At 72.5% G+C, this 26,771-nt stretch carries 26 protein-coding genes; 9 read left to right on the forward strand and 17 right to left on the reverse strand.

Going from position 1 to position 26,771, the window contains the following annotated elements; translation table 11 throughout:
- The first annotated feature begins 179 nt into the window (after nt 1-179).
- The 4 genes from ACFVXJ_RS06980 (at nt 180) to ACFVXJ_RS06995 (ending at nt 3,241) form a co-directional block, all read left to right on the forward strand.
- The gene (locus tag ACFVXJ_RS06980) at nt 180-1,244 is read left to right on the forward strand and encodes a M4 family metallopeptidase (RefSeq protein ID WP_389659813.1); all 1,065 of its coding nucleotides are present in this window, start codon (nt 180-182) and stop codon (nt 1,242-1,244) included.
- A 10-nt stretch (nt 1,245-1,254) separates the two neighbouring features.
- Nucleotides 1,255-1,524 (forward strand): protealysin inhibitor emfourin, encoded by a 270-nt coding sequence (locus ACFVXJ_RS06985; protein ID WP_389659816.1) that lies wholly within the window; start codon nt 1,255-1,257, stop codon nt 1,522-1,524.
- 53 nt (nt 1,525-1,577) lie between these two features.
- On the forward strand, nt 1,578-2,447 hold the full coding sequence (locus tag ACFVXJ_RS06990) for a GNAT family N-acetyltransferase (RefSeq protein WP_389659819.1): 870 nt from the start codon (nt 1,578-1,580) through the stop codon (nt 2,445-2,447).
- A gap of 119 nt (nt 2,448-2,566) precedes the next feature.
- Entirely contained in the window at nt 2,567-3,241 is a 675-nt protein-coding gene (locus ACFVXJ_RS06995; RefSeq protein ID WP_389659822.1) for an SAM-dependent methyltransferase, read from the forward strand.
- A 78-nt stretch (nt 3,242-3,319) separates the two neighbouring features.
- Here the strand turns inward: ACFVXJ_RS06995 and era are convergent, their stop codons facing one another.
- Nucleotides 3,320-4,270: a GTPase Era gene (era, locus tag ACFVXJ_RS07000; protein ID WP_389660104.1), complete on the reverse strand. Its 951-nt coding sequence runs from the start codon at nt 4,268-4,270 to the stop codon at nt 3,320-3,322.
- 496 nt (nt 4,271-4,766) lie between these two features.
- Complete coding sequence (locus ACFVXJ_RS07005; protein WP_389659825.1) at nt 4,767-5,816, reverse strand: GlxA family transcriptional regulator; 1,050 nt, start codon at nt 5,814-5,816, stop codon at nt 4,767-4,769.
- 71 nt (nt 5,817-5,887) lie between these two features.
- Here ACFVXJ_RS07005 and ACFVXJ_RS07010 point away from each other — a divergent pair, with 71 nt between their 5' ends.
- Nucleotides 5,888-7,210 (forward strand): MFS transporter, encoded by a 1,323-nt coding sequence (locus ACFVXJ_RS07010; RefSeq protein WP_389659828.1) that lies wholly within the window; start codon nt 5,888-5,890, stop codon nt 7,208-7,210.
- Complete coding sequence (locus ACFVXJ_RS07015) at nt 7,207-7,860, forward strand: class I SAM-dependent methyltransferase (RefSeq protein WP_389659831.1); 654 nt, start codon at nt 7,207-7,209, stop codon at nt 7,858-7,860. The genes ACFVXJ_RS07010 and ACFVXJ_RS07015 overlap by 4 nt, the downstream gene beginning before the upstream one ends.
- A 6-nt stretch (nt 7,861-7,866) precedes the next feature.
- Here ACFVXJ_RS07015 and ACFVXJ_RS07020 read toward each other — a convergent pair whose 3' ends face one another.
- From ACFVXJ_RS07020 to hrcA, 12 genes are all read right to left on the reverse strand, one after another.
- Complete coding sequence (locus tag ACFVXJ_RS07020; RefSeq protein WP_389659834.1) at nt 7,867-8,220, reverse strand: cytidine deaminase; 354 nt, start codon at nt 8,218-8,220, stop codon at nt 7,867-7,869.
- A gap of 69 nt (nt 8,221-8,289) precedes the next feature.
- On the reverse strand, nt 8,290-8,643 hold the full coding sequence (locus ACFVXJ_RS07025; RefSeq protein ID WP_389659837.1) for an MmcQ/YjbR family DNA-binding protein: 354 nt from the start codon (nt 8,641-8,643) through the stop codon (nt 8,290-8,292).
- The gene (locus ACFVXJ_RS07030; RefSeq protein ID WP_389659840.1) at nt 8,640-9,950 is read right to left on the reverse strand and encodes a hemolysin family protein; all 1,311 of its coding nucleotides are present in this window, start codon (nt 9,948-9,950) and stop codon (nt 8,640-8,642) included. The genes ACFVXJ_RS07025 and ACFVXJ_RS07030 overlap by 4 nt, the downstream gene beginning before the upstream one ends.
- A complete protein-coding gene (ybeY, locus tag ACFVXJ_RS07035) occupies nt 9,947-10,444 on the reverse strand; it encodes an rRNA maturation RNase YbeY (protein WP_361310834.1) in 498 nt (165 codons plus the stop codon). Before ybeY ends, ACFVXJ_RS07030 begins: the two co-directional genes overlap by 4 nt.
- Nucleotides 10,445-10,457: 13 nt before the next feature.
- On the reverse strand, nt 10,458-11,516 hold the full coding sequence (locus tag ACFVXJ_RS07040; protein WP_389659844.1) for a PhoH family protein: 1,059 nt from the start codon (nt 11,514-11,516) through the stop codon (nt 10,458-10,460).
- A 152-nt stretch (nt 11,517-11,668) separates the two neighbouring features.
- The gene (locus tag ACFVXJ_RS07045) at nt 11,669-12,766 is read right to left on the reverse strand and encodes a PfkB family carbohydrate kinase (protein WP_389659847.1); all 1,098 of its coding nucleotides are present in this window, start codon (nt 12,764-12,766) and stop codon (nt 11,669-11,671) included.
- A gap of 210 nt (nt 12,767-12,976) precedes the next feature.
- The gene (locus ACFVXJ_RS07050) at nt 12,977-13,882 is read right to left on the reverse strand and encodes a ribonuclease Z (RefSeq protein ID WP_389659850.1); all 906 of its coding nucleotides are present in this window, start codon (nt 13,880-13,882) and stop codon (nt 12,977-12,979) included.
- Between the two features lie 3 nt (nt 13,883-13,885).
- Nucleotides 13,886-14,245 carry a histidine triad nucleotide-binding protein gene (locus ACFVXJ_RS07055; protein ID WP_389659853.1) on the reverse strand — a complete coding sequence of 120 codons (360 nt, stop codon included), beginning with the start codon at nt 14,243-14,245 and terminating at the stop codon, nt 13,886-13,888.
- 137 nt (nt 14,246-14,382) lie between these two features.
- The gene (locus ACFVXJ_RS07060; protein ID WP_389659856.1) at nt 14,383-15,129 is read right to left on the reverse strand and encodes a 16S rRNA (uracil(1498)-N(3))-methyltransferase; all 747 of its coding nucleotides are present in this window, start codon (nt 15,127-15,129) and stop codon (nt 14,383-14,385) included.
- Complete coding sequence (locus tag ACFVXJ_RS07065; protein ID WP_389659858.1) at nt 15,126-16,217, reverse strand: nitronate monooxygenase; 1,092 nt, start codon at nt 16,215-16,217, stop codon at nt 15,126-15,128. Before ACFVXJ_RS07065 ends, ACFVXJ_RS07060 begins: the two co-directional genes overlap by 4 nt.
- A 202-nt stretch (nt 16,218-16,419) precedes the next feature.
- Nucleotides 16,420-17,559, reverse strand: a complete 1,140-nt coding sequence (dnaJ, locus tag ACFVXJ_RS07070) for a molecular chaperone DnaJ (RefSeq protein ID WP_190182426.1) — start codon at nt 17,557-17,559, stop codon at nt 16,420-16,422.
- On the reverse strand, nt 17,560-18,576 hold the full coding sequence (hrcA, locus tag ACFVXJ_RS07075) for a heat-inducible transcriptional repressor HrcA (RefSeq protein ID WP_136215669.1): 1,017 nt from the start codon (nt 18,574-18,576) through the stop codon (nt 17,560-17,562).
- 166 nt (nt 18,577-18,742) lie between these two features.
- On the opposite strand from hrcA, the gene ACFVXJ_RS07080 reads away from it, so the two are divergent.
- The gene (locus ACFVXJ_RS07080; protein ID WP_389659862.1) at nt 18,743-19,468 is read left to right on the forward strand and encodes an MBL fold metallo-hydrolase; all 726 of its coding nucleotides are present in this window, start codon (nt 18,743-18,745) and stop codon (nt 19,466-19,468) included.
- A gap of 28 nt (nt 19,469-19,496) precedes the next feature.
- Nucleotides 19,497-20,300 carry a DUF3097 domain-containing protein gene (locus ACFVXJ_RS07085; RefSeq protein WP_389659865.1) on the forward strand — a complete coding sequence of 268 codons (804 nt, stop codon included), beginning with the start codon at nt 19,497-19,499 and terminating at the stop codon, nt 20,298-20,300.
- Nucleotides 20,301-20,434: 134 nt separating this feature from the next.
- Here ACFVXJ_RS07085 and hemW read toward each other — a convergent pair whose 3' ends face one another.
- From hemW to lepA, 3 genes are all read right to left on the reverse strand, one after another.
- Nucleotides 20,435-21,667, reverse strand: coding sequence for a radical SAM family heme chaperone HemW (gene hemW / locus ACFVXJ_RS07090; RefSeq protein WP_389659868.1), 1,233 nt, complete (start codon nt 21,665-21,667; stop codon nt 20,435-20,437).
- A gap of 32 nt (nt 21,668-21,699) precedes the next feature.
- A complete protein-coding gene (locus tag ACFVXJ_RS07095; protein WP_389659871.1) occupies nt 21,700-23,586 on the reverse strand; it encodes an AMP-dependent synthetase/ligase in 1,887 nt (628 codons plus the stop codon).
- Between the two features lie 239 nt (nt 23,587-23,825).
- On the reverse strand, nt 23,826-25,691 hold the full coding sequence (gene lepA, locus ACFVXJ_RS07100) for a translation elongation factor 4 (protein ID WP_389659874.1): 1,866 nt from the start codon (nt 25,689-25,691) through the stop codon (nt 23,826-23,828).
- Between the two features lie 198 nt (nt 25,692-25,889).
- Between lepA and rpsT the strand changes: the two genes are divergently transcribed.
- Nucleotides 25,890-26,156, forward strand: coding sequence for a 30S ribosomal protein S20 (gene rpsT / locus ACFVXJ_RS07105; protein ID WP_030159297.1), 267 nt, complete (start codon nt 25,890-25,892; stop codon nt 26,154-26,156).
- Nucleotides 26,157-26,771: the final 615 nt, after the last annotated feature.

Here is a 26,771-nt window from a genome sequence, read left to right on the forward strand (position 1 = left end):
CAGTATGCAAGACCTGCTGGTCCGTTTTGTACCCCTTTGTGAGCTAAGACTCCCTTTGGTCCTCCGCTTGCGGGGAATGTCCGGTCGATCCGTCAATGCGGCACGCCGTCTTTCAGACAACCGAATGAATCATGGTCGCGATCAGTGACAGCAGCGTCACGCACTGCCACATTGCGCACATGGATGCCTCTCTTCGCCCCGCGCCCCCCGTGTTCTGCACGGTCGTACCTCCCCACCTCCTCGACCGGATCGCCCGGTCCCTGGACACCCGCCGCGCCGACGCCGCGCAGCGGACCCTCGAACACGACGCCGCCCTGCGCACCCGCCGCCGGGTCACCACCGTGCGCGGCGTCGCCCCGGCGCTCGCGGCGCCGGTCCCCGACGAGCCCCGGCGGACGGTGTACGACGCCGGCCACCGCACCCGGCTCCCGGGCACGCGGGTGCGCGGCGAGGGCGACGAGCCGACCGGTGACGCGAGCGTCAACCGCGCGTACGCCGGGCTGGGAGCCACGTACGACCTGTTCCTCAAGGGATTCGGCCGCCACTCGATCGACGACGCGGGCCTGCCGCTGGACGCGAGCGTGCACTACGACGAGGACTACGACAACGCGTTCTGGGACGGTCGCCAGATGGTCTTCGGGGACGGGGACGGCGACCTCTTCCTCGACTTCACGGTGGCCGTGGACGTGATCGGGCACGAGCTGACCCACGGCGTCACCCAGTACACGGCCAACTTGGAGTACCGGGGCCAGTCGGGTGCGCTGAACGAGTCGATGTCGGACGTGTTCGGTTCACTGATCAAGCAGTACTCGCTCGGGCAGACCGCCGACCAGGCGGACTGGCTGATCGGCGCGGGCCTGCTCGGACCCGCCGTCACCGGGGTCGCGCTGCGCTCGATGAAGGCGCCGGGGACGGCGTACGACGACGACGAGCTCGGCAAGGACCCCCAGCCCGCGACGATGGACGGCTACGTCACCACCCACGCCGACAACGGCGGCGTGCACATCAACTCCGGCATCCCCAACCACGCCTTCTACATCGTGGCGAGCGAACTGGGCGGCAAGGCGTGGGAGCGGGCCGGGCGGATCTGGTACGACACCCTGACCGGCGGCGCCCTCGCCCCCGACGCCGACTTCGCGGACTTCGCCCGGCTCTCGGTGGCGGCGGCCGTCGCCCGGTACGGGGAGGGCGGCGCGGAGCACCAGGCGATGCAGAAGGCGTGGTCGGCGGTCGGGCTGGGGTAGAAGGCCCGACATGCTGATTCTGGTGGTACGGACGGGCGGCTTCGCGGGCATCGAACGCCGGGCCGAGGTGGACACCTCGGGCCGGCCCGACGAGGACGAGCTGCGGGCGCTGGCCCTGCTGGCCCTGCGGCCCGGTCCGCCGGGGCACGGGCCGGACCGGGTGCGGGACGGGTTCTCGTACCGGATCACGGTGGACGGGCGCACCGTGGCCTGCGCGGAGCCGTACCTGTCGGAGGCCCAGCGGAGCCTGATCACGCGGGTGCTCAAGGAGGGGGCGTAGCGGCGGCCCCGAATTGGGATGACCGGCACCGGCGGCTTTGCTTGGATGACCGGATGACCACACAAACGATCTTGGCCGCGTTGGAGCAGTACTACGACGGGGCGCCGCGCGCGGGCGGCGCCCGGGCGGAGGACTTCGGTCCGCTGACCCTGTTCGTGCAGGAGGGAGCGGGCTGGCCGTACTACGCGCGACCCACGCTCGGCGGCCCCGAGGTCTCCGCGGCGGACGTCGAACGCGTCCTGGCGCGCCAGCGGGAGCTCGAACTGCCCGAGAGCTTCGAATGGGTGGCCGAAAACAATCCCTCCCTCCGCGCCGCGGTGGAGGCCGCGGGACTCCGGGTCCACGCCTACCCGCTCATGGTCCTGGACCCCGCCGACACCGCGGACACCGCCGACGACACCACGGACACCGCCGACCCCGCCGACCCGCTCCCGCCGACGCCGGACCCGGCGCGGGTGCTCGGCGCCGACGACCCTCTGCTGGCAGCCGCCGTGACCGTGCCGATGCTGGCCTTCGCCGCCCCCGGCACGGCCCCGGGCGAGGCCGGCGCGGCGGAACTCGCGGCGGCGACCGCGGACCCGGCGGTGGAGGTCCGCCGGGCCTGGGTGGCGGAGAAGATCGCGGCGGGCAGCACGGTGCTGGCCGCCGCCGTCCGGGACGCGGTGGTGCTGTGCTCGGGCCAGTACAACCCGGTCGGCGAGGTGGCCGAGATCGTCGGCGTCGGCACCCTGCCGGCGGCCCGCCGCCGGGGACTGGCCCTCGCGGTGACGGCGGCCCTGGTCAAGGAGGCCCGCGCGCGCGGCGTGCGTACGGTGTTCCTCTCCGCCGGTGACGAGGACGTGGCGCGGATCTACGGGCGGGCCGGCTTCCGCCGGGTCGGGACCGCCCTGATCGCTGAGCCCCCGGCGACGGCCGGAGCCTGAGGGCCCCCGCGGGCGGGGCGAGGAGGCGGTCGTTTGCCGGAACGGCAAGGTTGTTTGCCCGCGCGCGGCGGCCGGGCGGACCATCGGCGTACCGGTCACCGCACAGAGAAGAGGCTCCGATGCCCGAAGAAGCCGCGCACCCCGACCACCTCGAAGCCACCGCGCACACCGTCGTCGAGGGCGGCGAGGAGTACTGGGATTCCCGCTACCGCGAGAGCGACCGCGTGTGGAGCGGCAACGCCAACGCCGTCCTGGTCCGGGAGGTCGAGGGGCTCACGCCGGGCCGCGCGCTGGACCTCGGCTGCGGCGAGGGCGGCGACACCGTGTGGCTGGCCCGGCAGGGCTGGCGGGTCACCGCGACCGACATCTCCGGCGTCGCGCTGGAGCGGGCGCGGGCCCACGCGAAGGAGGCGGGGGTCGAGGACCGCGTCGACTGGCAGCGCCACGACCTGGCCCGGTCCTTCCCGGACGGCGAGTTCGACCTCGTCTCGGCGTGCTTCCTGCACACCTACGGGGACTTCCCGCGCGAGCGGGTCCTGCGCAGGGCCGCCGCGGCCGTGGCCGGGGGCGGTGTCCTGCTGGTCGTCGGCCACGCGGCGTGGCCTACCTGGCACGACCACCCGGACCACTCCGTGCACTTCCCGACCCCGGACGAGGTGGTGGCGCGGCTGGAGCTGCCGGAGGGCGAGTGGGAGGTGCTGCTCGCGGCGGAACACGAGCGGACCCAGACCCGGCCCGACGGCCACCCCGGGGCGCGCACGGACAACGCGGTGAAGGTCCGGCGGCTGCCGTAGCCCGCCGGAGCGTGCCCTGCGGGCCGGACCGGCCCCTTGTCCGGCCGAAGTCGGCACCGGACCGAGCCGCGAAAAAGGTCAGAAGCCGAGCTTGCGCAACTGCTTCGGGTCGCGCTGCCAGTCCTTGGCCACCTTCACGTGGAGGTCCAGGAACACGGGCGTGCCCAGGAGCGCCTCGATGTGCTTGCGCGACTTCATCCCGACCTCCTTGAGGCGGGAGCCCTTCGGGCCGATGATGATGCCCTTCTGGCTGGGCCGCTCGATGTAGACGTTCGCGTGGATGTCGAGCAGCGGGCGGTCCGCCGGACGGTTCTCCCGGGGGATCATCTCCTCGACGACCACCGCGATCGAGTGCGGGAGCTCGTCGCGCACGCCCTCCAGCGCGGCCTCACGGATGAGTTCCGCGACCATCACCATCTCGGGTTCGTCGGTGAGGTCGCCCTCGGGGTACAGCGGCGGGCTCTCCGGCAGCAGCGGTGCGATCAGGTCCGCCAGCAGTTGGACCTGGCTGCCGCCGACCGCCGACACGGGGACGATCTCGGCCCACTCGAAGCCGAGCTCCGCGCCGAGCTGGTGGATGGCGAGGAGCTGCTCGGCGAGCTGCTTCGATTCCACCAGGTCGGTCTTGGTCACGATGGCGATCTTGGGGGTCTTCTTGATCCCCGCGAGTTCCTTGGCGATGAACTTGTCACCGGGGCCGAGCTTCTGGTCGGCCGGCAGGCAGAAGCCGATGACGTCGACCTCGGCCCAGGTGGTCCGTACGACGTCGTTCAGGCGCTCGCCGAGCAGGGTGCGCGGCTTGTGCAGGCCGGGGGTGTCGACCAGCACGAGCTGGGCGTCGGGGCGGTGCACGATGCCGCGAACGGTGTGGCGGGTGGTCTGCGGCCGGTTCGAGGTGATCGCGACCTTGGTGCCCACGAGCGCGTTGGTCAGGGTCGACTTGCCCGCGTTGGGGCGGCCGACGAAGCAGGCGAAGCCCGCGCGGTGCGGGGCGGTGGGCTCGGGGGAACGATCGCTCATACGGGCCATTCTCCCCGATGCCGCTCCCGGCGCCGACCAGGCCGCGGTCGCGAGGGCCGGCGCGGTCGTGAGCCGGGGCCGCCCCGCGTGGTCGGCGGTGCCTTCGGCGTCCCCGGCGCGCACGGCCAGCCGGGCCCACTCCGGCGCCGGCGGATCGGGCCACGGGCTCCGCCGGCAGGCCGGTGAGCGGGCGGCCGAGGGTGCGGCCGGCGAGGCCGCCGGCGGTGGGGGTGGCCCGGACCGGGGCTCCCGGACGGCGAGCGCGGGGGCGGTGGGCCCCGTGACCCGGAGGCAGTGGAGGCGGGCGGCGACGGCCTGCCGGACACCCGATCCCGGAGGCGCCGGCGCCGGGCCGTCCTCCGGGGCGACGACGGCGCCGGGGTGGTCCCCGGCCTCGGCCCGCCCCGCGACGGTGAAGGCGAAGGCGGAGGCGGAGGCGAAGGAAAAGCTCACCGCGCCCCGCCCCGGGGCCGTTCCCCCAGTGGCCGGCGCTCCCCCGGGGAAGTCAACGCGCGGGCTCCGCGTCAACCGATGGACCATCAGACGGTGACAGGGAGTTCCCTACCGCCCGGAACGTCCTGCGGTACGCGGTCGGGCTCACGCCCAGCGCGGCCCGGACGTGCTTGCGCAGCGACTGCGCCGTCCCGAACCCCGTCTCCCGTGCCACCTGTTCCATCGGCAGCTCCGTGCGTTCCAGGAGCCACCGCGCCCGCTCCACCCGCTGCCCGACGATCCACTCCCCCGGGCTCACCCCGGCCTCCGCACGGAACCGGCGCGTGAACGTCCGTACCGACATGGCCTCCTGGCGGGCCAGGTCGCTCAGCCGGATCGGCTCGTGCAGCCGCTCCAGCATCCAGGCGCGCGCGGATGTGGTGCCGGCCCGCTGCGGCTCGGGGACGGGGCGCTCGACGAACTGCGCCTGCCCGCCGTCCCGGTGGGGCGGGACCACGGTCCGCCGGGCCACGTCGTTGGCGACGGCGGCGCCGTGGTCGCGGCGCACGATGTGCAGGCACAGGTCGATGCCGGCGGCGACTCCGGCGGAGGTGAGCACGTCCCCGTCGTCGGTGTAGAGCACGTCGGGGTCCACGAGCACCCGCGGGAAGAGGCTTTGGAAGTGGTCGGCGTGGGCCCAGTGGGTCGTGGCGCGGTGGCCGTCCAGGTACCCCGCGGCGGCCAGCACATAACCACCCGTACAGATGGAGACGAGCCGGGTGCCGGGCCGGATGTGGGCCAGGGCGGCGGCGAGTTCGACCGGAAGCGTGCCGTGCTCGTACACGGGGCCCAGCTCGTACGAGGCCGGCACCACGACGGTGTCGGCCGTGGCCAGCAGCTCCGGGCCGTGCTCGACGTGGATCGCGAAGTCGGCGTCGGTGGTCACCGGCCCCGCGGACAACCCGCAGGTGAGGATCGCGTAGAGCGGCCGTCCGGCCGGGTCCTTGGCCCGGCCGAAGATCCGGTGCGGAATGCCGAGTTCGAAGGGCAGCAGGCCGGCGAGGGCGAGGACGACCACCCGGTGCGCGGCGATCCTCGGGGGAACGGTTGTCCGGGACTCCATGGCCCGATCGTACCGAAGCATGTCGTTCAGGCCACTTTCGGCGGGGACCCCGGGGGCCGGAAGCTGTCCCGGTGACCCAGACAGCACCCACGCCCGCGCCCTCCGCCGATCCCGATGCCGATCCCGGCCGCCCGCACGCTCCGCGCCCGTCCGGCCGCGTCCACCGCGCCTGGTTCGTCGCGGCCGTCGCCTTCGTGACGATCGTCGGTGCCGCCGCCTTCGCCTCACTGCCGGGACTGCTCATCGAGCCGCTGCACGAGGAGTTCGACTGGTCGCGCGGCACCATCGGCTTCGCCGTCTCCGTCAACCTCGCCCTCTACGGACTGACCGCCCCCTTCGCGGCCGCGCTGATGGACCGTTTCGGCATGCGCCGGGTCGTGGCACTGGCCCTGCTCGTCATATCCGCCGGGGCGGTCGCCACGGTCTGGATGACCGCGGCCTGGCAACTGGTGCTGCTGTGGGGCGTGCTGGTCGGTCTGGGCAGCGGTTCGATGGCCATGGCGTTCGCCGCGACGGTGACCAACCGCTGGTTCACCGCCCGCCGCGGTCTCGTCACGGGCATCCTGACCGCGGCCGGCGCCTCCGGGCAGCTGATCTTCCTGCCGCTGCTGTCCTGGCTGGTGGAGCACCACGGTTGGCGCCCGGGCGCGGTGACCGTGTCGCTGGCGGCGGTGGCCGTGGTGCCGTTCGTGTGGCTGCTGCTGCGCGACCACCCGGCGGACGTGGGGCTCGCCCCGTACGGGGGCACGTACGCGGCCAAGCCGGCGCCGGCCCGCGGTGCGGCGGGCCGGGCGGTGTCGGTGCTGTTCAAGGCGGCCCGGACCGGCCCCTTCTGGCTCTTGGCCGGCACCTTCGCGATCTGCGGCGCCTCGACCAACGGGCTGGTGCGGACCCACTTCGTGCCCGCCGCGCACGACCACGGCATGCCGGTGACGGCGGCGGCCGGGCTGCTCGCGGTGGTCGGCGTGTTCGACGTGCTCGGCACGATCGCCTCCGGCTGGTTCACCGACCGGTTCGAGGCGCGCCGACTGCTGGCCGTGTACTACGCCCTGCGCGGCGTCTCGCTCCTGTTCCTGCCGATGCTGCTGGCGCCGACCGTGCACCCGCCGATGGTGTTCTTCATCGTCTTCTACGGCCTGGACTGGGTCGCGACCGTCCCGCCCACCATCGCCCTGTGCCGGGAGCAGTACGGCGAGGACAGCGCCATCGTCTTCGGCTGGGTCCTCGCCTCGCACCAGGTCGGCGCGGCTCTGGTGGCGTTCCTGGGCGGTCTGGCACGGGACGCGTTCGGCTCGTACGACCTGGTCTGGTACGCGGCCGGGGCGCTGTGCGCGATGGCCGCCCTGATGGCCATGGTCATCCGGCGCCGGGCCGGTGATTCACTGGCCGCATGACCCTTGCCCTCCGCGCCCTGGCGGCCCTCGACCGGTTCAACGCGGCCCACCCCTGGGACCACAACGCCCACTACCACCGGTGGATCCTGCGGCAGTTGCCGAAGCGGTGCGCGAGGGCGCTGGACGTCGGTTGCGGCACTGGCGACCTGGCTAGGCTCCTGGCCGGCCGGGCGGAGACGGTGCTCGGCATCGACGCCGACCCGGCGATCGTCGCCCGGGCCCGTGAGCTGACGGGGGCCGGCGGCCGAGTCACTTTCGCCGCCGGCGACGCGCCGGCGGCGCTACCGCCCGGCCCGTACGAGGTCGTCACCTGTGTCGCAGCGCTCCATCACATGCCGTTCGACCGGGCCCTGGACGTCTTCCGCGACCGCCTCGCCCCGGGCGGGACCCTGGTGGTCGTCGGCCTGGCGCGGGCCGAGACCGTCGGCGACCACCTGCTCGGCGCCCTCTCGATCCCGCTGAACGCGGCCGTCGGTTGGCTGCGGAACCGGGGCCGGCCGGCGCCCCGACCGGACGCGATGACGGCCCCGACCCGCCCGCCGGTGATGACCTTCGGCGAGATCCGCGACCGGGCGCGCGCCGCCCTGCCGGGCGCCCGCCCGCGCCGGCGCCTGTTCTGGCGGTACACGCTCGTGTGGCGCGCCCCGTAGGAGACGTCAGCCCGCGGCGGTCGTCGACTTGAGGGTGCCGTCCGGGGCGGCCAGGAAGACCGGGGTGTCGGGGCCGCCGAGGTCGCGGACGGCCGCGCGGTCGACGTCGGCCGGCGCATCGGCGGCGCTCACCACGGCGGCGGCCTCCAGGGACTGGGCCCCGCTCGCCACCGCCATCGCGACGGCCGTCTGGAGCGCGCTGAGCTTGAGGGAGTCCAGCTCCACGGTCCCGGCCACGTACGTGCGGCCCGTCTCGTCGCGCACCGCCGCGCCCTCCGGCACCCCGTTACGGGCCCGGGCGCTGCGCGCCAGTGTGATGATCTTGCTGTCCTCGGGGTCGATCCCGGTGTTGTCGCTCATGGTCGAAAGCATAGGGAGCGTCCCGGCGAGGCCGGGGAACGACCCCGCCGAGCCGCTACGAGCGACCGCTCAGGGCCGGTCCAGCCGCAACCGCTCGGCCTTCGGCAGACCGGCGACCACCAAGTCGTACGAGTCCTCCACCAGCTCCCGGACCAGCTCGTCCGGCAGCCCGCCGACCGTCACCGTGTTCCAGTGCCGCTTGTTCATGTGCCAACCCGGCACGATCGCCTCGTGCTCCGCCCGCAGCCGCACCGCGGCCTCCGGCTCGCACTTGAGGTTGATCTTCAATGGTTCGGCGTCCAGCGCCGTCAGCGCGAACACCTTGCCGAGCACCTTGAACACCGAGGTCTCGGGCGTGAAGGGGAACTCCTCCACCGCCGCGTTGAAACCCAGGCAGAACGCGCGCAGCTCCGCGGGGGTCATTCCGGCACCTCCGCGCTCACGTCGGGCTCCGTCACCACGGGCTCCACCAACACCGTCACGATCTTGTTCCGGCGTCCGGCCGGGGATTCGGCGGTCAGTCGCAGCGGCCGCCCGTCGGGCAGCTCCACCACCGCCGACGCACCCGCGATCGGTACCCGGCCGAGCGCCTTGGCGAGCAGACCGCCGACCGTCTCCACGTCCTCGTCGTCGAACGCCTCGACCTTGAACAGTTCCCCGAGGTCGGTGATGTCGAGGCGGGCCGTGACCCGGTAGCGGTCGTCGCCCAGCTCCTCGACCGGCGGGAGTTCGCGGTCGTACTCGTCGGTGATCTCGCCGACGATCTCCTCCAGGATGTCCTCGATCGTCACGATGCCGGCCGTGCCGCCGTACTCGTCGATGACGACGGCCACGTGGTTGCGCACCGACTGCATCTCGCGCAGCAGGTCGCCGGCGTTCTTGGTGTCGGGCACGAAGACGGCCGGCCGTATCGCCGTCGAGACGAGATCGGACTCCGCCTCCCGGCTGATGTGCGTCTTGCGGACGAGGTCCTTCAGGTAGACGATCCCGACGATGTCGTCCTCGTTCTCCCCGGTCACGGGGATGCGCGAGAAGCCCGAGCGCAGCGCGAGCGTCGTGGCCTGGCGGACCGTCTTGTAGCGCTCGATGCAGACGAGGTCGGTGCGGGGCACCATCACCTCGCGGACGAGGGTGTCGCCGAGTTCGAAGACCTGGTGCACCATCCGGCGTTCGTCGTCCTCGATCAGCGATTCCTTCTCCGCGAGGTCGACCATCGCCCGCAGCTCGGCCTCGGAGGCGAACGGCCCCTTGCGGAAACCCTTGCCCGGGGTGAGCGCGTTGCCGAGGAGGATCAGCAACTGCGGGATCGGCCCCATGATCCGCGCGAGCGGGACGAGTACGTACGCGGCCGCGGTCGCCGTGTTCAGCGGGTGCTGGCGGCCGATGGTGCGCGGGGACACGCCGACCGCCACGTACGACACCAGCACCATCACGCCGATGGCCACGAGCAGCGCCGTCCAGTTCTCGCCGAACTCGTCCAGGCACACGTACGTGACGAACACCCCGGCCGCCATCTCGCAGGTGACCCGGACGAGCAGCGCCACGTTGACGTAGCGGGTGGGGTCCCCGGCGACCTGGGCCAGCTTGGCGCTGCCGCGCCGGCCCTCCCGTACGGCCTGCTCGGCGCGGAAGCTGGAGACGCGGGCGATCCCGGACTCCGCGCAGGCCGCGAACCACGCCACGACGACCAGCAGCACCGCGCCGCTGATCAGCTGCGGTGCGCCGGTCACGAGACGGTGGGGGCGGGGGACGGGCCGGTCAGGCCGCGCTCGGCGCGCCAGCCGTCGACGATGGCCGCCTGGAGGCCGAACATCTCGGCCTTCTCGTCCGGCTCCTCGTGGTCGTACCCGAGCAGGTGGAGCACCCCGTGGACGGTCAGGAGCTGGAGCTCCTCGTCCATGGAATGCCCCGTCGGCGCTTCCTCGCCCTGCCGCTTGGCGACCTCCGGGCACAGCACGATGTCGCCGAGGAGCCCCTGCGGGGGCTCCTCGTCGTCCTTCGCCGGGGGGCGCAGCTCGTCCATGGGGAACGACATGACGTCGGTGGGTCCGGGCAGGTCCATCCACTGGATGTGGAGCTGCTCCATCGCCTCCTCGTCGACGACGATGACGGACAGCTCGGACAGCGGGTGGATCCGCATCCGGGTGAGCGCGTAGCGGGCGATGTCGAGGACCGCCTGCTCGTCGACCTCGATCCCGGACTCGTTGTTGACGTCGATCGACATGGTGCGCTGAGTTCTACTTCCGCTGGTAGCCGTTCCGGGACTGCGGGGAGTCCTGGCTGTCGTCGTACTTCTCGTACGCGTCGACGATACGGCCGACCAGCTTGTGCCGGACGACATCCTCGGAGGTGAGCCGCGAGAAGTGGATGTCCGGCACCCCGTCGAGGATCTCCTGCACCTGACGCAGGCCGCTCTTGGCCCCGCCCGGCAGGTCGATCTGCGTGATGTCACCGGTGACGACGATCTTCGAATCGAAGCCGAGCCGGGTCAGGAACATCTTCATCTGCTCGGCGGTGGTGTTCTGCGCCTCGTCCAGTACGACGAAAGCATCGTTGAGGGTGCGACCGCGCATATATGCCAGGGGCGCCACCTCGATCGTCCCGGCGGCCATCAGACGGGGGATGGAGTCCGGGTCGAGCATGTCGTGCAGCGCGTCGTAGAGCGGACGCAGGTACGGGTCGATCTTGTCGAACAGGGTGCCCGGCAGGAAGCCGAGGCGCTCGCCGGCCTCGACGGCGGGGCGGGTCAGGATGATCCGGCTGACCTGCTTGGACTGCAGGGCCTGGACCGCCTTGGCCATGGCGAGGTAGGTCTTGCCGGTACCGGCGGGGCCGATGCCGAAGACGATGGTGTTCTTGTCGATCGCGTCCACGTAGCGCTTCTGGTTGAGCGTCTTGGGACGGATGGTGCGACCGCGGCTGGAGAGGATGTTCTGGGTGAGCACCTCGGCCGGGGTCTCGTCTTGGCCGCCGTCGCCGCCGTTGCCCCTGCCGTTCGCCTTGAGCATGGCGATCGAGCGTTCCACTGCGTCCTCCGTCATCGACTGCCCGGTGCGGAGCACCAGCATCATCTCGTCGAACAGGCGCTGGATCAGGGCGACTTCCACCGCGTCGCCGATCGCGCTGACCTGATTGCCCCGAACATGGATGTCGGCCTTCGGGAAGGCGTTCTCGATGACGCGCAGCAGGGCGTCACCAGAGCCCAGCACGGTCACCATCGGGTGCGTGGCCGGAACGGTGAAGTGGGCTCGCGCCTGCCCCGGCGCCGGGTTACGGGCTGTCGGTGTCTGAGTCATGGGCCGGCACTGTGGCCTGCGCATACCTCCCACTGAGGGGTCGCGCCGATCGTCGACCTCCGGACTACCAAGGGTACGACTCCCCGGCGCCATCCCCGAGGGCTTTTCCCGGGGGCCGGCCCCGGGCGCCCGATATGTCTTCCGTCACCGCCCTACACGGACGGCCGGAAGCCGATCGTGGGGACGGCCCGGCGGCGGGGACCCGGCGGCGCGCCCGGGGGGACCAGCGCGTCCAGGAAGGCGTACCGGTCCCGCAGGTCCTCCGGGGCGGCGCGCCACCAGTGGGAGACCTCGGGCCAGCCGGGGGCCGACAGGGAGCCGCCGAACTCCTGCACCGACAGGGCCGCCGTGAGTCCTGCGAAGGCCAGCCGGTCCGCGAGCGGCCATCCCGCCAGGGTGCCCGTGACGAAGCCCGCCACGAACACGTCGCCCGCCCCGGTCGGGTCCAGGGCGTCCACCGTGATCCCGGGGACCTCCGCCGTCTCGCCGGTGCGCCCGTCCACCGCGCAGGAGCCGTCGGCGCCCATGGTCACCACCGCCACCGGCACCCTCTCCGCCAGCGCGCGGGCCGCCGCGCGGGGGCAGTCGGTCCGGGTGTACCGCATGGCCTCGCCCGCGTTCGGCAGGAACGCCTCGCAGTGCTCCAGGTCCGCCAGCGCCCCCAGGTCCCACCGGCCGCTCTCGTCCCAGCCCACGTCGGCGAAGACCCGGGAGCCCTGGCGGGCCGCCCGCGCGATCCACTCCTCGCCGGCGCCCGGGCCGAGCGAGGCCACGGCCGCCCGGGCGCGCGGCGGGCACCGCGGGAATCGGCCGGGGCCCGCCGGGAGGGGCGGCTCGTGCCCGTGGGAGACCATCGTGCGCTCGCCCTCGTACGCCATGGAGACGGTGACGGGGCTGTGCCAGCCGGGGATCTTGCGGGACATCGACAGGTCGATGCCCTCGCCCTGTTCCAGCGCGTCCCAGCAGTACTCGCCGTAGTGGTCGTCCCCGAAGGCCGCGGCCAGGGAGGTGCGCAGGCCGAGGCGGGCCAGCGCGGCGGCCATGTTGGCGACTCCACCGGGGCTGGAGCCCATGCCGCGCGCCCACGACTCCGTACCGCGGACGGGGGCCGAGTCCAGGCCCGTGAAGATGATGTCGAGGAAGACGGTGCCGGTGAGGAAGACGTCGCAGCCGGGTTCATGGGGATCGCGCACCGGCCCGAGCGGGTCCAGTCTCGCCTCGGGGCTGGTGCGGCTTTCCCGAGTGGTCACGATGTCCTCCCGTTTCGTGTGTGCGGCCCAGGGGTGGGCGGTTCGCCGCCGAGCCCGGGCCCGCGGCGGGCACCGTGCCGAGCACGGACGAACCGGAACCCAGTGTGACCCACATCACCATATGAGCGCTCGGATCCGGTCGGATCCGATGCCCCGACCGCCCCGATCGCCCGCCAGGCCCGGTCCGGCACTCCCGGTCCGGCCGCCGGTCTACGTCCGCTTCGGCAGGGGAACCCGTACCAGGTCGGCGGCGATCGTCAGTTCACCCTCGAAGCCGGCCGCCCGCGCCTGCCGCTCGAACTCGGCGGGGTCGGCGTAGCGCTGCGAGAAGTGCGTCAGCACCAGGTGCCGGACCCCCGCGTCCCGGGCCGCCCGGGCCGCCTGTCCGGCGGTGAGGTGGCCGTGGTCGGTGGCCAGCGCCACGTCCTCGTCGAGGAACGTCGACTCGATCACCAGCATGTCGCAGCCCTCGGCGAGCGCGTCCACGCCCTCGCACAGCCGGGTGTCCATCACGAAGGCGAACCGCTGCCCCGGTCGGTGCTCGCTGACCTCGTCCAAGGTCACCCCGCCCAGGACGCCCTCGCGCCGGAGCCGGCCCACGTCCGGCCCCTTGATCCCGTGCCGCGCCAGCAGCTCCGGCACCATCCGGCGCCCGTCCGGCTCGGTGATCCGGTAGCCGAAGGACTCCACGGGGTGCGAGAGGCGCCGGGCCTCCAGCGTGTACGAGGCCCCGCGCGCCAGCGTCCCGTCCTCGGCCACCGGCTCCTCGCGCAGCCGCACCGTCTCCCGGTAGGCGGTGGCGTAACGGAGCCGGTCGAAGAACTTCTGCCCCGAGGCCGGGTAGTGCGCGGTGACGGGGTGCGGGACCTGGTCGAGGTTGATCCGCTGGATCACCCCGGCGAGGCCGAGGCTGTGGTCACCGTGGAAGTGGGTGACGCAGATCCGGTCGATGTCGTGCGCGGCGACCCCCGCGCGCAGCATCTGGCGCTGGGTGCCCTCGCCCGGGTCGAAGAGGATGCCCTCGCCGTCCCAGCGCAGCAGGTAGCCGTTGTGGTTACGGGCCCGGGTGGGGACCTGGCTGGCGGTCCCCAGGACCACGAACTCGCGTACGGACACGGCTTATCCGGGGGGCCATTGGAGGCCGCGACCCCCGAGGACGTGCGCGTGGGCGTGCCAGACGGTCTGGCCGGCGCCGGCTCCGGTGTTGAACACGATCCGGTAGCCGTGGTCGGCGATCTCCTCGTCGGCGGCGATCCGCCCGGCCTCGCGGAGCACGTCGGCGGCGATCGTCGGCTCGGCGGCGGCGAGGGACGCGGCGTCGGGGTAGTGCGCCTTGGGAATGACAAGGACGTGGGTGGGCGCCTGCGGGTTGATGTCGCGGAAGGCGACGGTCGTCTCGGACTCGCTGACGATCGTCGCCGGGATCTTCCCCTCCACGATCTTGCAGAACAGGCAGTCCGCCTGCGGTTCCCCGGCCATTGCTGCGCCTCTCGTGCCGTGCGTCGGATCAGGACGTCGAGTCGATCAGGACGTCGAGTCGACCGGGGCATCGTAACCGGCGCGGTGATCTCCCGGCTCGTGGCCGGCTCGAACCCTCCCCGCCGCCGCGCCGGCCGTCAGGACCAGCGGCCCGTCCGGGCCAGCAGCACGGCCGTCGCGGCCGTACCGGCGGTGGAGGTCCGCAGCACCGAGGGGCCGAGCCGGTACGGGTGGGCGCCGGCCGCCGCGAAGACGGCGAGCTCCTCCGGTGAGACCCCGCCCTCCGGTCCGACCACCAGGACGACGGAGCCGGCGGTGGGCAACTCGGCGGTCGCCAGGGCGCCCGAGGGGGTGTCGCGGTCCTCGTGCAGGACCACGGCCAGATCGGCCTCGGCGAGCAGCGCCGCCACCTGCTTCGTGGACAGGGCCTCGGCGACCTCCGGGAAGCGCACCCGGCGGGACTGCTTGCCCGCCTCCCGCGCGGTGGCCCGCCACTTGGCGAGGGATTTGGCGCCCCGCTCGCCGCGCCACTGGGTGATGCACCGGGACGCCTGCCAGGGCACGATCGCGTCGACCCCGGTCTCGGTCATGGTCTCGACCGCGAGTTCTCCCCGGTCGCCCTTGGGGAGCGCCTGTACGACGGTGATCCGGACGGCCGGTTCCGGTTCCTCCTGGGTGGATTCCAGATCCATGACGACGAGGCGGTCCTTGCCCTCGGCGGCCTTGACGACGCCCTCCGCCCAGTGGCCGCGCCCGTCGGTGAGGACCACGTCCTCGCCGGGGTTCAGCCTTTTCACGGACACCGCGTGGCGTCCCTCCGGGCCGTCCAGCACGAACTCGGGCCCCGCGGGGACCTCCTCGACCACGAACACCGGGGCCGTCATGACGCTCTCCTCATCTGCGTGACCTTCAACGCACTCTGTGCCTCGACGAGTTCCGCCGCCAGCACCTCCACCAGTTCCCCGGCCGGCAGCGCCCGCGCCAGCCGGTGCCCCTGTCCCGCCCACAGCGCCATGCCCTGCGGGTCCCCGGCGGCGGCCGCCGCCTTGCGCAGCCCCGCGGTCAGGTGGTGGACCTGCGGGTAGGCGGCCGGGGCGTACGGGCCGTGCTCGCGCATGAAGCGGTTGACCAGGCCCCGGGCGGGCCTGCCGGAGAAGGCCCGGGTGAGTTCCGTGTGCGGGAACAGCGGGTTCGTGAGCGCCCGCTTGTGCTGGGGGTCGGCGCCCGACTCGGGGCAGGGCAGGAAGGCCGTGCCGAGCTGGGCGGCCGATGCGCCGGCGGCGAGCAGCGCCGCGATCTGCGCCCCGCGCATCACCCCGCCCGCCGCGATGATCGGGAGGGCCACCGCCTCCCGTACCGCCGTGACGAGCACGAGCAGGCCGACGCCGGCCGTGCCGTCGGTCTCGGGGTCGTCCCGGTGGGTGCCCTGGTGGCCGCCCGCCTCGACGCCCTGGACGCAGACCGCGTCGGCGCCCGCGGCCTGGGCGGTACGGGCCTCCTCGACGGCGGTCACGGTGACGACGGTGTACGTGCCGACCTCGCGCAGCCTGGTCAGGACGCCGGCCGGGGGGCAACCGAAGGTGAAGGACACCACCGGGACGGGGTCTTCCAGGAGGGTGGCGAGTTTGGCGTCGTAGCCGTCGTCGCAGGTGCCGACGATGTCGTCCGGCGCGAGGGACACCTCGTACCAGGTCGCCTCCCCGGCGAGTTGGCCCCGGTACGTCTCGACGGCCGCCGGGTCGACGTAGCCGGTCTGCGGCATGAACAGGTTGACGCCGAAGGGCCGCCGGGTGAGCGCGCGGAGCTGTTTGATCTCCTGGTACATCCCGTCGGCGGTCTTGTAGCCGCCGGCCAGGAAACCGAGTCCGCCCGCCTCGCACACGGCGGCGGCGAGCGGCGGGCAGGAGGCGCCGCCCGCCATGGGGGCCTGCACGATCGGGTACGGGGAGAGACCGTTCGGCGCGGTGGACATGCCCTGCATCGTGCCACGTCCCGCGCACCGGGCCGAATCACGGCATTCGCCTGGCATAGTCCGCTTCCCGGCACGGGTCCGACGCCGCCGCGTGCCCCGTGCGGGCCCGCGGCGGGCTCACCACGGGCCCATGTCCACGAACGCCGCGAGCCCGGTCCGGGGCAGTCCCCGGGCCGGGCTCACAGGCGGTGCGGCGGGCCGGTCAGCGGCCGTTGAACGCGTCCTTCAGGCGGCTGAACAGACCCTGCTGGCCCGGCGCGAACTGGCCCATCGGCCGCTCCTCGCCGCGCAGCTTCGCCAGCTGGCGCAGCAGGTCCTCCTGCTGGGCGTCCAGCTTGCCGGGGGTGGTGACCTCGACGTGGACGATCAGGTCGCCCCGGCCGCCGCCGCGCAGGTGCGTGACGCCGCGGCCGTGCAGCGGGATCGCCTGGCCGGATCCGGTGCCGGGCCGGATGTCGATCTCCTCCAGGCCGTCCAACGTCTCCAGCGGGCACTTGGTGCCCAGGGCCGCCGCCGTCATGGGGATGGTGACCGTGCAGTGCAGGTCGTCCCCGCGCCGCTGGAAGGTCGGGTGCGCCAGCTCGTGGATCTCCACGTACAGGTCGCCGGCGGGGCCGCCGCCGGGACCGACCTCGCCCTCGCCCGCCAGTTGGATCCGGGTGCCGTTCTCGACCCCGGCCGGGATCTTGACGGTGAGGCTGCGGCGGGAGCGGACCCGGCCGTCGCCCGCGCACTCGGGGCACGGGGTCGGGACGACGGTGCCGAAGCCCTGGCACTGCGGGCAGGGTCGCGAGGTCATGACCTGGCCCAGGAACGACCGGGTGACCTGCGACACCTCGCCGCGACCGCGACACATGTCACAGGTCTGCGCGGAGGTGCCGGGGGCGGCGCCCTCACCGGAGCAGGTGGTGCAGACGACGGCCGTGTCGACCTGGATGTCCTTGGTCGTCCCGAAGGCCGCCTCGTCCAGCTCCAGGTCGAGGCGGATCATGGCGTCCTGGCCGCGGCGGGTGCGCGAGCGCGGTCCGCGCTGCGACGCCTGGCCGAAGAAGGCGTCCATGATGTCGGAGAAGTTGCCGAAGCCGCCCGCCCCGAACCCGCCCGCGCCGCCGCCACCGCCCGAGGAGGACAGCGGGTCGCCGCCGAGGTCGTAGACCTGCTTCTTCTGCGGGTCCGAGAGGACCTCGTAGGCCGCGTTGATCTCCTTGAAGCGCTCCTGCGTCTTCGGGTCCGGATTCACGTCCGGGTGGAGTTCGCGCGCGAGGCGACGGAATGCCTTCTTGATCTCGTCCTGCGATGCGTCGCGGCGCACGCCGAGAACGGCGTAGTAGTCCGTGGCCACTTACGACTCCGCCAGGATCTGTCCGACGTAACGTGCCACTGCGCGTACCGCTCCCATCGTTCCGGGGTAGTCCATGCGGGTCGGTCCGACCACGCCGAGTTTGGCGACTGCTTCGCCGCCCGAACCGTAACCGACCGAGACGACCGACGTGGAGTTCAGCCCCTCGTAGGCGTTCTCATGCCCGATCTTCACGGCCATCCCCGACTCACTGGCCTCGCCCAGCAGCTTGAGGAGCACGACCTGCTCCTCCAGCGCTTCCAGCACCGGCCTGATCGTCAGGGGGAAATCATGTCCGAATCGCGTGAGGTTGGCGGTACCGCCGATCATCAGCCGTTCCTCCGCCTCCTCCACCAGCGTTTCCCGCAGGGTCGCGAGGACGGCCTTGACCGTCGCCCGGTCCTCGGCCTCGAAGGACTCCGGAAGGTCCTGCACGAGCGGCGGCACGTCGGTGAAGCGACGGCCGACGACCCGGCTGTTGAGGCGCGCCCGCAGGTCGGCGAGCGAAGTCTCCGCGAAGGGGGTCTGGCAGTCGACGAGCCGCTGTTCGACCCGTCCGGTGTCCGTGATCAGTACGAGCATCAGCCGCGCGGGCGCCAGGGACAGCAGCTCCACGTGCCGGACGGTGGAACGGGTCAGGCTCGGGTACTGGACGACGGCGACCTGCCGGGTGAGCTGCGCGAGCAACCGCACCGTGCGCCCCACGACGTCGTCGAGGTCGACGGCGCCGTCGAGGAAGTTCTGGATGGCCCGGCGCTCGGGCGTCGACAGCGGCTTGACCCCCGCCAGCTTGTCCACGAAGAGCCGGTAGCCCTTGTCGGTGGGGATGCGCCCGGCGCTGGTGTGGGGCTGGGCGATGTACCCCTCCTCCTCCAGCAGGGCCATGTCGTTGCGGACCGTCGCCGGGGAGACGCCGAGCCGGTGGCGTTCGGTGAGCGCCTTGGATCCGACCGGCTCCTCCGTCCCCACGTAGTCCTGGACGATGGCGCGCAACACTTCGAGCCTGCGTTCGCTGAGCACTCGTGCACACCTCCAGTGCGGTGGGTCGTCGCTGCGGTCGTTTCCGGCCGGCCCGGGGCGGGCCGTGTTGGCACTCTGTGCATCCGAGTGCCAGAGATCCCCCGGTCAGTGTACGGCCGGGTAGTACGCCGGAGGCAAGGGCGGCCCGCCAGGGTAGCGTCCCCGCATGGACGTGCGTTGGGAAGAGGCGGGCTGGGAACGGCTGACCGGGCGGGCCGGAAGACGCCGACTGCCGGTGTGGGACTGCACGGTGGGGCTGGTGGTGGGGGACGAGTCGGTCCTTCTGATCGACCCCGGCTCCTGTGTCCGCGAGGGCGCGGACATCCGGGCGGAGGCGGAGCGACTGACCGGTCGCCACGTGACCCATATCGCATTCACGCACGGACATTTCGATCATGTACTGGGGGGCTCCGCCTTCTCGGGGGCCGAGTTCTACGGTGCGGTCGGGCTGGACGCGCACCTCGCGCTGGACCGGGACGCCCTGCGGGAGGACGCGGTCCGGCAGGGACTGGCGGCGGCGGAGGCCGCCGAGGCGGCGGACCTGATGCCGCTGCCGCGGCACCTGGTGTCGGGCGAGTGGACGCTGGAGCTGGGCGGGGTGCAGGTGCTGCTGGCGAACGTCGGGCCGGGCCACACCCGGCACGATCTGGCGGTCTTCGTGCCGGGCGGGCAGGAGGTCGTCTTCTGCGGGGACCTGGTGGAGGAGTCGGGCGCACCGCAGGCGGGCCCGGACGCGGTCCCGGCGCGATGGCCGGCCGCGCTGGACCGGCTGCTCGCGCTCGGCGGCGACGACGCGCTGTACGTGCCGGGTCACGGAGCGGTGGTCGACGCGGCCTTCGTCCGTGCGCAACGCGCCACACTCGCGGGGCGGTTCGGCGTGTCGGGCGCGTGAGCGCGGGCTCTCTCGTACCGTCGGCCGGATGCGTGAGTACTCCCCCGATCTGACCCCGCAGTGGAAGCGCGCCAAGGCCGTGCCGGAGGTTCCGGCCGACCCCGGGCTGGTGGTGGAGGTGGCGGGCATCGACTTCTGCGGCGCGGTGGTGGCCTGCGAGGCGGGCACGGTGACCCTGGAGGACCGCTTCGGCAAGCGCCGTGCCTTCCCGCTGGAGCCCCGCGGGTTCCTGCTGGACGGCGCGGTGGTCACCCTGACCCGCCCGGCTCGCGCGGCGGCGGCGCCCGCCCGTACCGCGTCGGGCTCGGTGGCCGTCCCCGGGGCGCGGGCGCGGGTGGCGCGGGCGGGCCGGATCTACGTCGAGGGCCGCCACGACGCGGAGCTGGTGGAGCGGGTCTGGGGCGACGACCTGCGGATCGAGGGCGTGGTCGTGGAGTACCTGGAGGGCATCGACGACCTCCCCGCGATCGTGGCGGACTTCGCCCCCGCGCCGGACGCCCGGCTGGGCGTGCTGGTCGACCACCTGGTGCCGGGCTCGAAGGAGTCCCGCATCGCGGCCTCGGTGACGTCCCCGCACGTCCTGGTGGTGGGCCACCCGTACGTGGACGTCTGGCAGGCGGTGAAACCGTCTGCCCTGGGCATCCAGGCCTGGCCGGTGATCCCCCCGGGCCAGGACTGGAAGACGGGCATCTGCCAGGCCCTGGGCTGGCCCCCGAACACCGGCGCGGCCTGGCAGCACATCCTGTCCCGCGTGACGTCCTACAAGGACCTCGACCCCACCCTCCTCGGCGCGGTGGAACACCTCATCGACCACGTCACGGCCCCCGCCTGATCAGCGGGGCCAAATCCAGCCTCGCCGGCGATTGAGGCGCGGGGTCCGGGGCGGAGCCCCGAAAGCCCGGCGCAGCCGAGGCCGCGCAGCGTCGCGGCGCCGCAGCCGAACGCCCCGCCCCGCCCCGCCCGACCTCAGTCGACCAGGTCCCGGACCACCGCGTCGGCCAGCAACCGCCCCCGCAACGTCAACACGGCCTGCCCCGCCTCGTACGGCTCGGGCGCCAGCAGCCCCTCCGCCACCGCCCGCCGCGACGCCGCGAGACCGGCTCCCGCGAGCAGCGACAACGGCACGCCGTCCACCAGCCTCAGCTCCAGCAGGATCCGCTCCACCCGCCGGTCCTCCTCCGACAGGAGCTCCCGCCCCGCCCCCGGTGACCGCCCCTCCGCCAGCGCGGCGGCGTACGCCCCCGGATGCTTCACGTTCCACCACCGCACCCCGCCCACGTGCGAGTGCGCCCCCGGCCCAGCGCCCCACCAGTCGGCGCCGCGCCAGTACAGCTCGTTGTGCAGGCACCGCCCGGCCTCGGACGTGGCCCAGTTCGACACCTCGTACCAGTGGTACCCGGCCTCCGCCATGACCGCGTCGGCGATCAGGTACCGGTCGGCGTGCACGTCGTCGTCCGTCATCGGGACCTCGCCGCGCCGGATCCGCCGCGCGAGCTGCGTGCCCTCCTCCACGATCAGCGCGTAGGCGCTGATGTGGTCCGGGCCGGCCCCCAGCGCGGCCGTCAGCGACGCCCGCCAGTCCTCGTCGGACTCCCCCGGCGTGCCGTAGATCAGGTCCAGGTTCACGTGCTCGAAGCCCGCCGCCCGCGCCTCCGCCACGCACGCCTCCGGGCGCCCGGGGGTGTGCGTACGGTCCAGCACCTTCAGGACGTGCTGCTTGGCGCTCTGCATGCCGAAGGAGATCCGGTTGAACCCGCCCGCGCGCAGCTCGGCCAGGTATTCCGGGTTCACCGACTCCGGGTTGGCCTCCGTGGTGATCTCGGCGTCCGGGGCCAGGCCGAACTCGTCCCGGATCGCCGCGAGCATCCGTACGAGGTCGGCGGCCGGCAGCAGCGTCGGCGTACCGCCGCCCACGAACACCGTGCGCACGGCCCTCGGGTCGTCCCCGAGCACCTTGCGGGCGAGGCGGACCTCGTCGATCAGGGTGTCGGCGTAGTTCTCCCGGGAGGCGAGCACGCCTCCGGTGCCCCGCAGCTCGGTCGCCGTGTAGGTGTTGAAGTCGCAGTAGCCGCAGCGCGTGGCGCAGTACGGGACGTGCAGGTAGAACCCGAGCGGTCGGTCCTCGGCACCCGCCAGGGCGTGCGCCGGCAGGGAGCCGTCTTCGGGCATGGGTTCACCGTCGGGCAGTGCGGAAGGCATGGGCCCATTGTCCCGCACTGCCCCATGGTCGTTTACGCTTCGTTGGCCCCGGCGTACATCTCGTCGATGAGGTGCTTGAACTCGCGCTCGACGACGGGCCGCTTCAGCTTGAGGCTGGGAGTGAGGTCGCCGTGCTCGACGTCCAGGTCGCGCGGCAGCAGCCGGAACTGCTTGATCGTCTGCCAGCGCTGGAGGCCCTCGTTGAGGGTCTGTACGTACGTCTCGATCAGCCGGTTCGTCTCGGGCGCCGCCGCGACCTCGGCGTACGTCTTGCCCTCCAGGCCGTGCTCGGCCGCCCAGGTCAGGATCGCCGGGCCGTCGAGTGCGATCAGCGCCGAGCAGAAGTTCCGGTCCGCGCCGTGGACGACGATGCTGGAGACGTACGGGCAGATCGCCTTGAACTGGCCCTCGACCTCCGCCGGGGCCACGTACTTGCCGCCCGAGGTCTTGATCAGGTCCTTCTTGCGGTCGGTGATGCGCAGGTAGCCGTCGGGCGAGAGCTCGCCGATGTCGCCCGTGTGCAGCCAGCCGTCCGCCTCCAGCACCTCGGCGGTCTTGTCGGGCAGCCGGTGGTAGCCCTCCATGATGCCGGGGCTGCGCAGCAGGATCTCGCCGTCGTCGGCGATGCGGACCTCGGTGCCGGGGAGCGGCTTGCCGACGGTGCCGGTGCGGTACGCCTCGCCGGGGTTGACGAAGGAGGCGGCGCTGGACTCGGTGAGTCCGTAGCCCTCCAGGATGTGGATGCCGGCGCCCGCGAAGAAGTAGCCGATCTCGGGTGCGAGGGCGGCGGAGCCGGAGACGGCGGCGCGCAGCTTGCCGCCGAACGCCTCGCGGAGCTTGGAGTAGACGAGCGCGTCGGCGATCTTGTGCTTGGCGGCGAGTCCGGCGGGGACCTTCGTGCTTCCGGTGCGCCGGTAGTTGTCCTGCCGGGTCCTCGCGTACTCGCGCGCCACCTCGGCGGCCCACTTGAAGATCTTGTACTTGGCCCCGCCCGCGGCCCGGGCCTTGCCGGCGGCGCCGTTGTAGACCTTCTCGAAGATGCGCGGGACGGCCGCCATGTAGGTCGGCTGCACCACCGGCAGGTTTTCGATGATCTTGTCGATGCGGCCGTCGACCGCGGTGACGTGCCCGACCTCGATCTGGCCGGAGGTGAGCACCTTGCCGAAGACGTGGGCCAGCGGCAGCCACAGGTACTGGACGTCGTCCGCGTGGATCATGCCGGTGGCCACGGTCGCCTTGGCCATGTAGGACCAGTTGTCGTGGGGCAGCCGCACGCCCTTGGGGCGACCGGTGGTGCCGGAGGTGTAGATCAGCGTGGCGAGCTGGTCCGGGGTGATCGAGGCGATCCGCTCCTTGACCGCCTCGGGGTGCTTGGCCAGGTACTCCGCGCCGCGCGCCTCCAGGGCGTCGAGGGAGAGGACCCAGCCCTCCGGGTCCCCGTCCGCGGCCAGGGCGTCCTCGGCGTCCAGGACGACGACGTGGGCGAGGCGGGGCAGGTCGGCGCGGTGGGCGCGGGCCTTCGCCAGTTGCTTGGCGTCCTCGGCGATCAGCACCCGGCTCTCGGAGTCGGCCAGGATGAACGCCGACTCCTCCGCGTTGGTGCTGGGGTAGATGGTGGTGGTCGCGGCGCCGGCGCACATCACGCCGAGGTCGGCCAGGATCCACTCGACCCGGGTGTTCGAGGCGAGCGCGACCCGGTCCTCCGGGCCCAGGCCGAGGTCGGCCAGGCCGGCGGCGATGGCGAACACCCGCTCGGCGGCCTGGCCCCAGCTCAGCGACTTCCACGCGTCGGGCCCGCCGTTGGCGGAGGGGACCGGGTACCGGTACGCCTCCCCGTCCGGCGTGGCGGCGACACGCTCCAGGAAGAGGGCCGCCACGGTGGGCGGGCGGTTCTCGATCAAGGTCTGTGTGTCGCTCACGACATCCTCCGGACCGGTCCACGCGGCAGCGTGGGCGTGGGGCGCTTGGGGCTGGCGGGGTGGGGACCTGCGCACGTGCTGTTGGCGAGTTTGTGACTGGCGAGTAACCATCGAGCAGTGATCAGACTAAAGGCCGCCCGGCCCGCGCGTAAGGGGCGGCGGGCGGCCGGTTCATAACGAAACGGGCCCGCATGCGTCCGCATGTGGGCCCGTTTGTCATGACCGGTGTCGCCGGCCGGCTACTTCTTCTTGCCGGCGGACTCGTCGCTGGAGAGGACGGCGATGAAGGCTTCCTGCGGGACCTCCACGGAGCCGACCATCTTCATCCGCTTCTTGCCTTCCTTCTGCTTCTCCAGCAGCTTCCGCTTACGGGAGATGTCACCGCCGTAGCACTTCGCGAGGACGTCCTTGCGGATGGCGCGGATGGTCTCGCGGGCGATGACGCGGGAGCCGACGGCCGCCTGGATCGGCACCTCGAACGCCTGGCGCGGGATGAGCTCGCGCAGCTTGGCGACGAGCCGCACCCCGTAGGCGTAGGCGGCGTCCTTGTGGCAGACGGCGGAGAAGGCGTCGACCTTGTCGCCGTGCAGCAGGATGTCGACCTTGACCAGGCTGGAGGACTGCTCGCCGGTGGGCTCGTAGTCGAGGGAGGCGTAACCGCGCGTCTTGGACTTCAGCTGGTCGAAGAAGTCGAACACGATCTCCGCGAGGGGGAGCGTGTAGCGGATCTCGACCCGGTCCTCGGAGAGGTAGTCCATGCCGAGCAGGGTGCCGCGGCGGGTCTGGCACAGCTCCATGATCGCGCCGATGAACTCGCTGGGCGCGAGGATCGTGGCCCGCACGACCGGCTCGAACACGTCCGAGATCTTGCCCTCGGGGAACTCGCTCGGGTTGGTGACGGTGACTTCCTTGCCGTCCTCCAGCACCACGCGGTAGACCACGTTGGGGGCGGTCGCGATCAGGTCGAGGCCGAATTCGCGCTCCAGCCGCTCGCGGACCACGTCCAGGTGCAGCAGGCCGAGGAAGCCGACGCGGAAGCCGAAGCCGAGCGCCGCCGAGGTCTCCGGCTCGTAGACGAGCGCGGCGTCGTTGAGCTGGAGCTTGTCCAGGGCCTCGCGCAGGTCCGGGTAGTCCGAGCCGTCCAGCGGGTACAGGCCCGAGAAGACCATCGGCCTCGGGTCCTTGTAGCCGCCGAGGGCCTCGGTCGCGCCGTTGTGCAGGCTGGTGATCGTGTCACCGACCTTGGACTGACGGACGTCCTTCACGCCGGTGATGATGTAACCCACCTCACCGACGCCGATGCCGTCGGCCGGGGTCATCTCCGGGGAGGAGACACCGATCTCCAGCAGCTCGTGCGTGGCGCCGGTGGACATCATCCGGATGCGCTCACGCTTGTTGAGCTGGCCGTCGACGACACGGACGTAGGTCACGACACCGCGGTACGAGTCGTAGACCGAGTCGAAGATCATCGCGCGGGCGGGGGCGTCCTTGACGCCGACCGGGGCCGGGACGGTGGCGACGACCTTGTCGAGCAGCGCGTCGACGCCCATGCCGGTCTTCGCGGAGACGCGCAGCACGTCCTCGGGCCGGCAGCCGACCAGGTTCGCGAGCTCCTCGGCGAACTTCTCCGGCTGCGCGGCCGGCAGGTCGATCTTGTTCAGGACGGGGACGATCGCGAGGTCGTTCTCCATCGCCAGGTACAGGTTGGCGAGGGTCTGCGCCTCGATGCCCTGGGCGGCGTCGACGAGGAGGATCGTGCCCTCGCAGGCCGCGAGGGAGCGCGAGACCTCGTACGTGAAGTCGACGTGGCCGGGCGTGTCGATCATGTTCAGGATGTGCGTGTTGCCCTTGCCCGGCCCCTCGGTGGGCGCCCAGGGCAGGCGGACCGCCTGCGACTTGATCGTGATGCCGCGCTCACGCTCGATGTCCATGCGGTCGAGGTACTGGGCGCGCATCTGCCGCTGGTCGACGACGCCGGTCAGCTGGAGCATCCGGTCGGCGAGGGTCGACTTGCCGTGGTCGATGTGCGCGATGATGCAGAAATTGCGGATCAGCGCCGGGTCGGTACGGCTCGGCTCGGGCACGTGGCTGGGGATCGCGGGCACGCAGTGTCCTGATTCTCGGGTCGCAGTCGGAACGTGGTCTCGTATATGCAGAGTCCCATGGTCCCATGGCCGGCGCAGTGCGCTCGGTTTGGGCTGCCCGGAGCGTGCCTGGTAGCCTGGGCAGCTGTGTCTCGTATGGCCTCTCACCGTCCGGGACACAATCCGAAGATCAAACTCTGAACCTGAAAAGGCTCTTTCGTGGCGAACATCAAGTCCCAGATCAAGCGGAACAAGACGAACGAGAAGGCGCGCCTGCGCAACAAGGCCGTCAAGTCCTCGCTCAAGACCGCGATCCGCAAGGCCCGCGAGGCCGTGGCCGCCGGTGACGTCGAGAAGGCCACCGTGGCTTCCCGTGCCGCCGCGCGTGCGCTCGACAAGGCTGTCTCGAAGGGTGTCATCCACAAGAACGCCGCCGCCAACAAGAAGTCGGCGCTGGCCACCAAGGTTGCCACCCTCCAGGGCTGAGCTCCTGATGTGATCGCCGGGTAGGGATCCAGCGGGCCCTCTCTCCCGCTCCCGACCGGCAACCGCGCCGCACGCGAAGCGTTCGCCACGCGGGTGCGGCGCACCCAGAAGTAACCGAAGGCCCCGGCCGCCACCCTTCCCCAGGGTTCGGCCGGGGCCTTCGTCATACCCGCCGCCGTGCCGCTCGGGCCACGCGCGGGCCAGCCGGTTCCCCAGGCGCCGGCGGGCGGCGGGCGGCCCCGGCCCGGCCCGGGGGGCGGCGGAGTGCCGGTCCGAGGCGCAGACGGCCTTGCCCGCGCCGTCTTCCGCCAGGTGCACGGCTCGGACGGACGGCGCGGCTACCGACCGCCGCCGCAAGGCAGGGTCCCGGCGGGTCGGCCGCGGTACCTCGTCGTCCGCCCACCGCCGCCGTGAGCCGCCCGGTTCGTCACTGATCCCGGCCTGCGGTGCGACCCGACCGGGGCACCAACCGAGGCGCTGCCCACGCCTCCACCGGCTTCCCGGTCTGCGGGACCCACCGGCACGTCACGTCACGGGTCTCCGTCGGTCGGCGCCGGCGCCGACCGACCGAGACCGCCCCCCCGCCACGGGCCCAGACCGCAGGCCCGTACACCC

This window comes from Streptomyces sp. NPDC058279 (assembly GCF_042881255.1).
Lineage (GTDB): Bacteria > Actinomycetota > Actinomycetes > Streptomycetales > Streptomycetaceae > Streptomyces.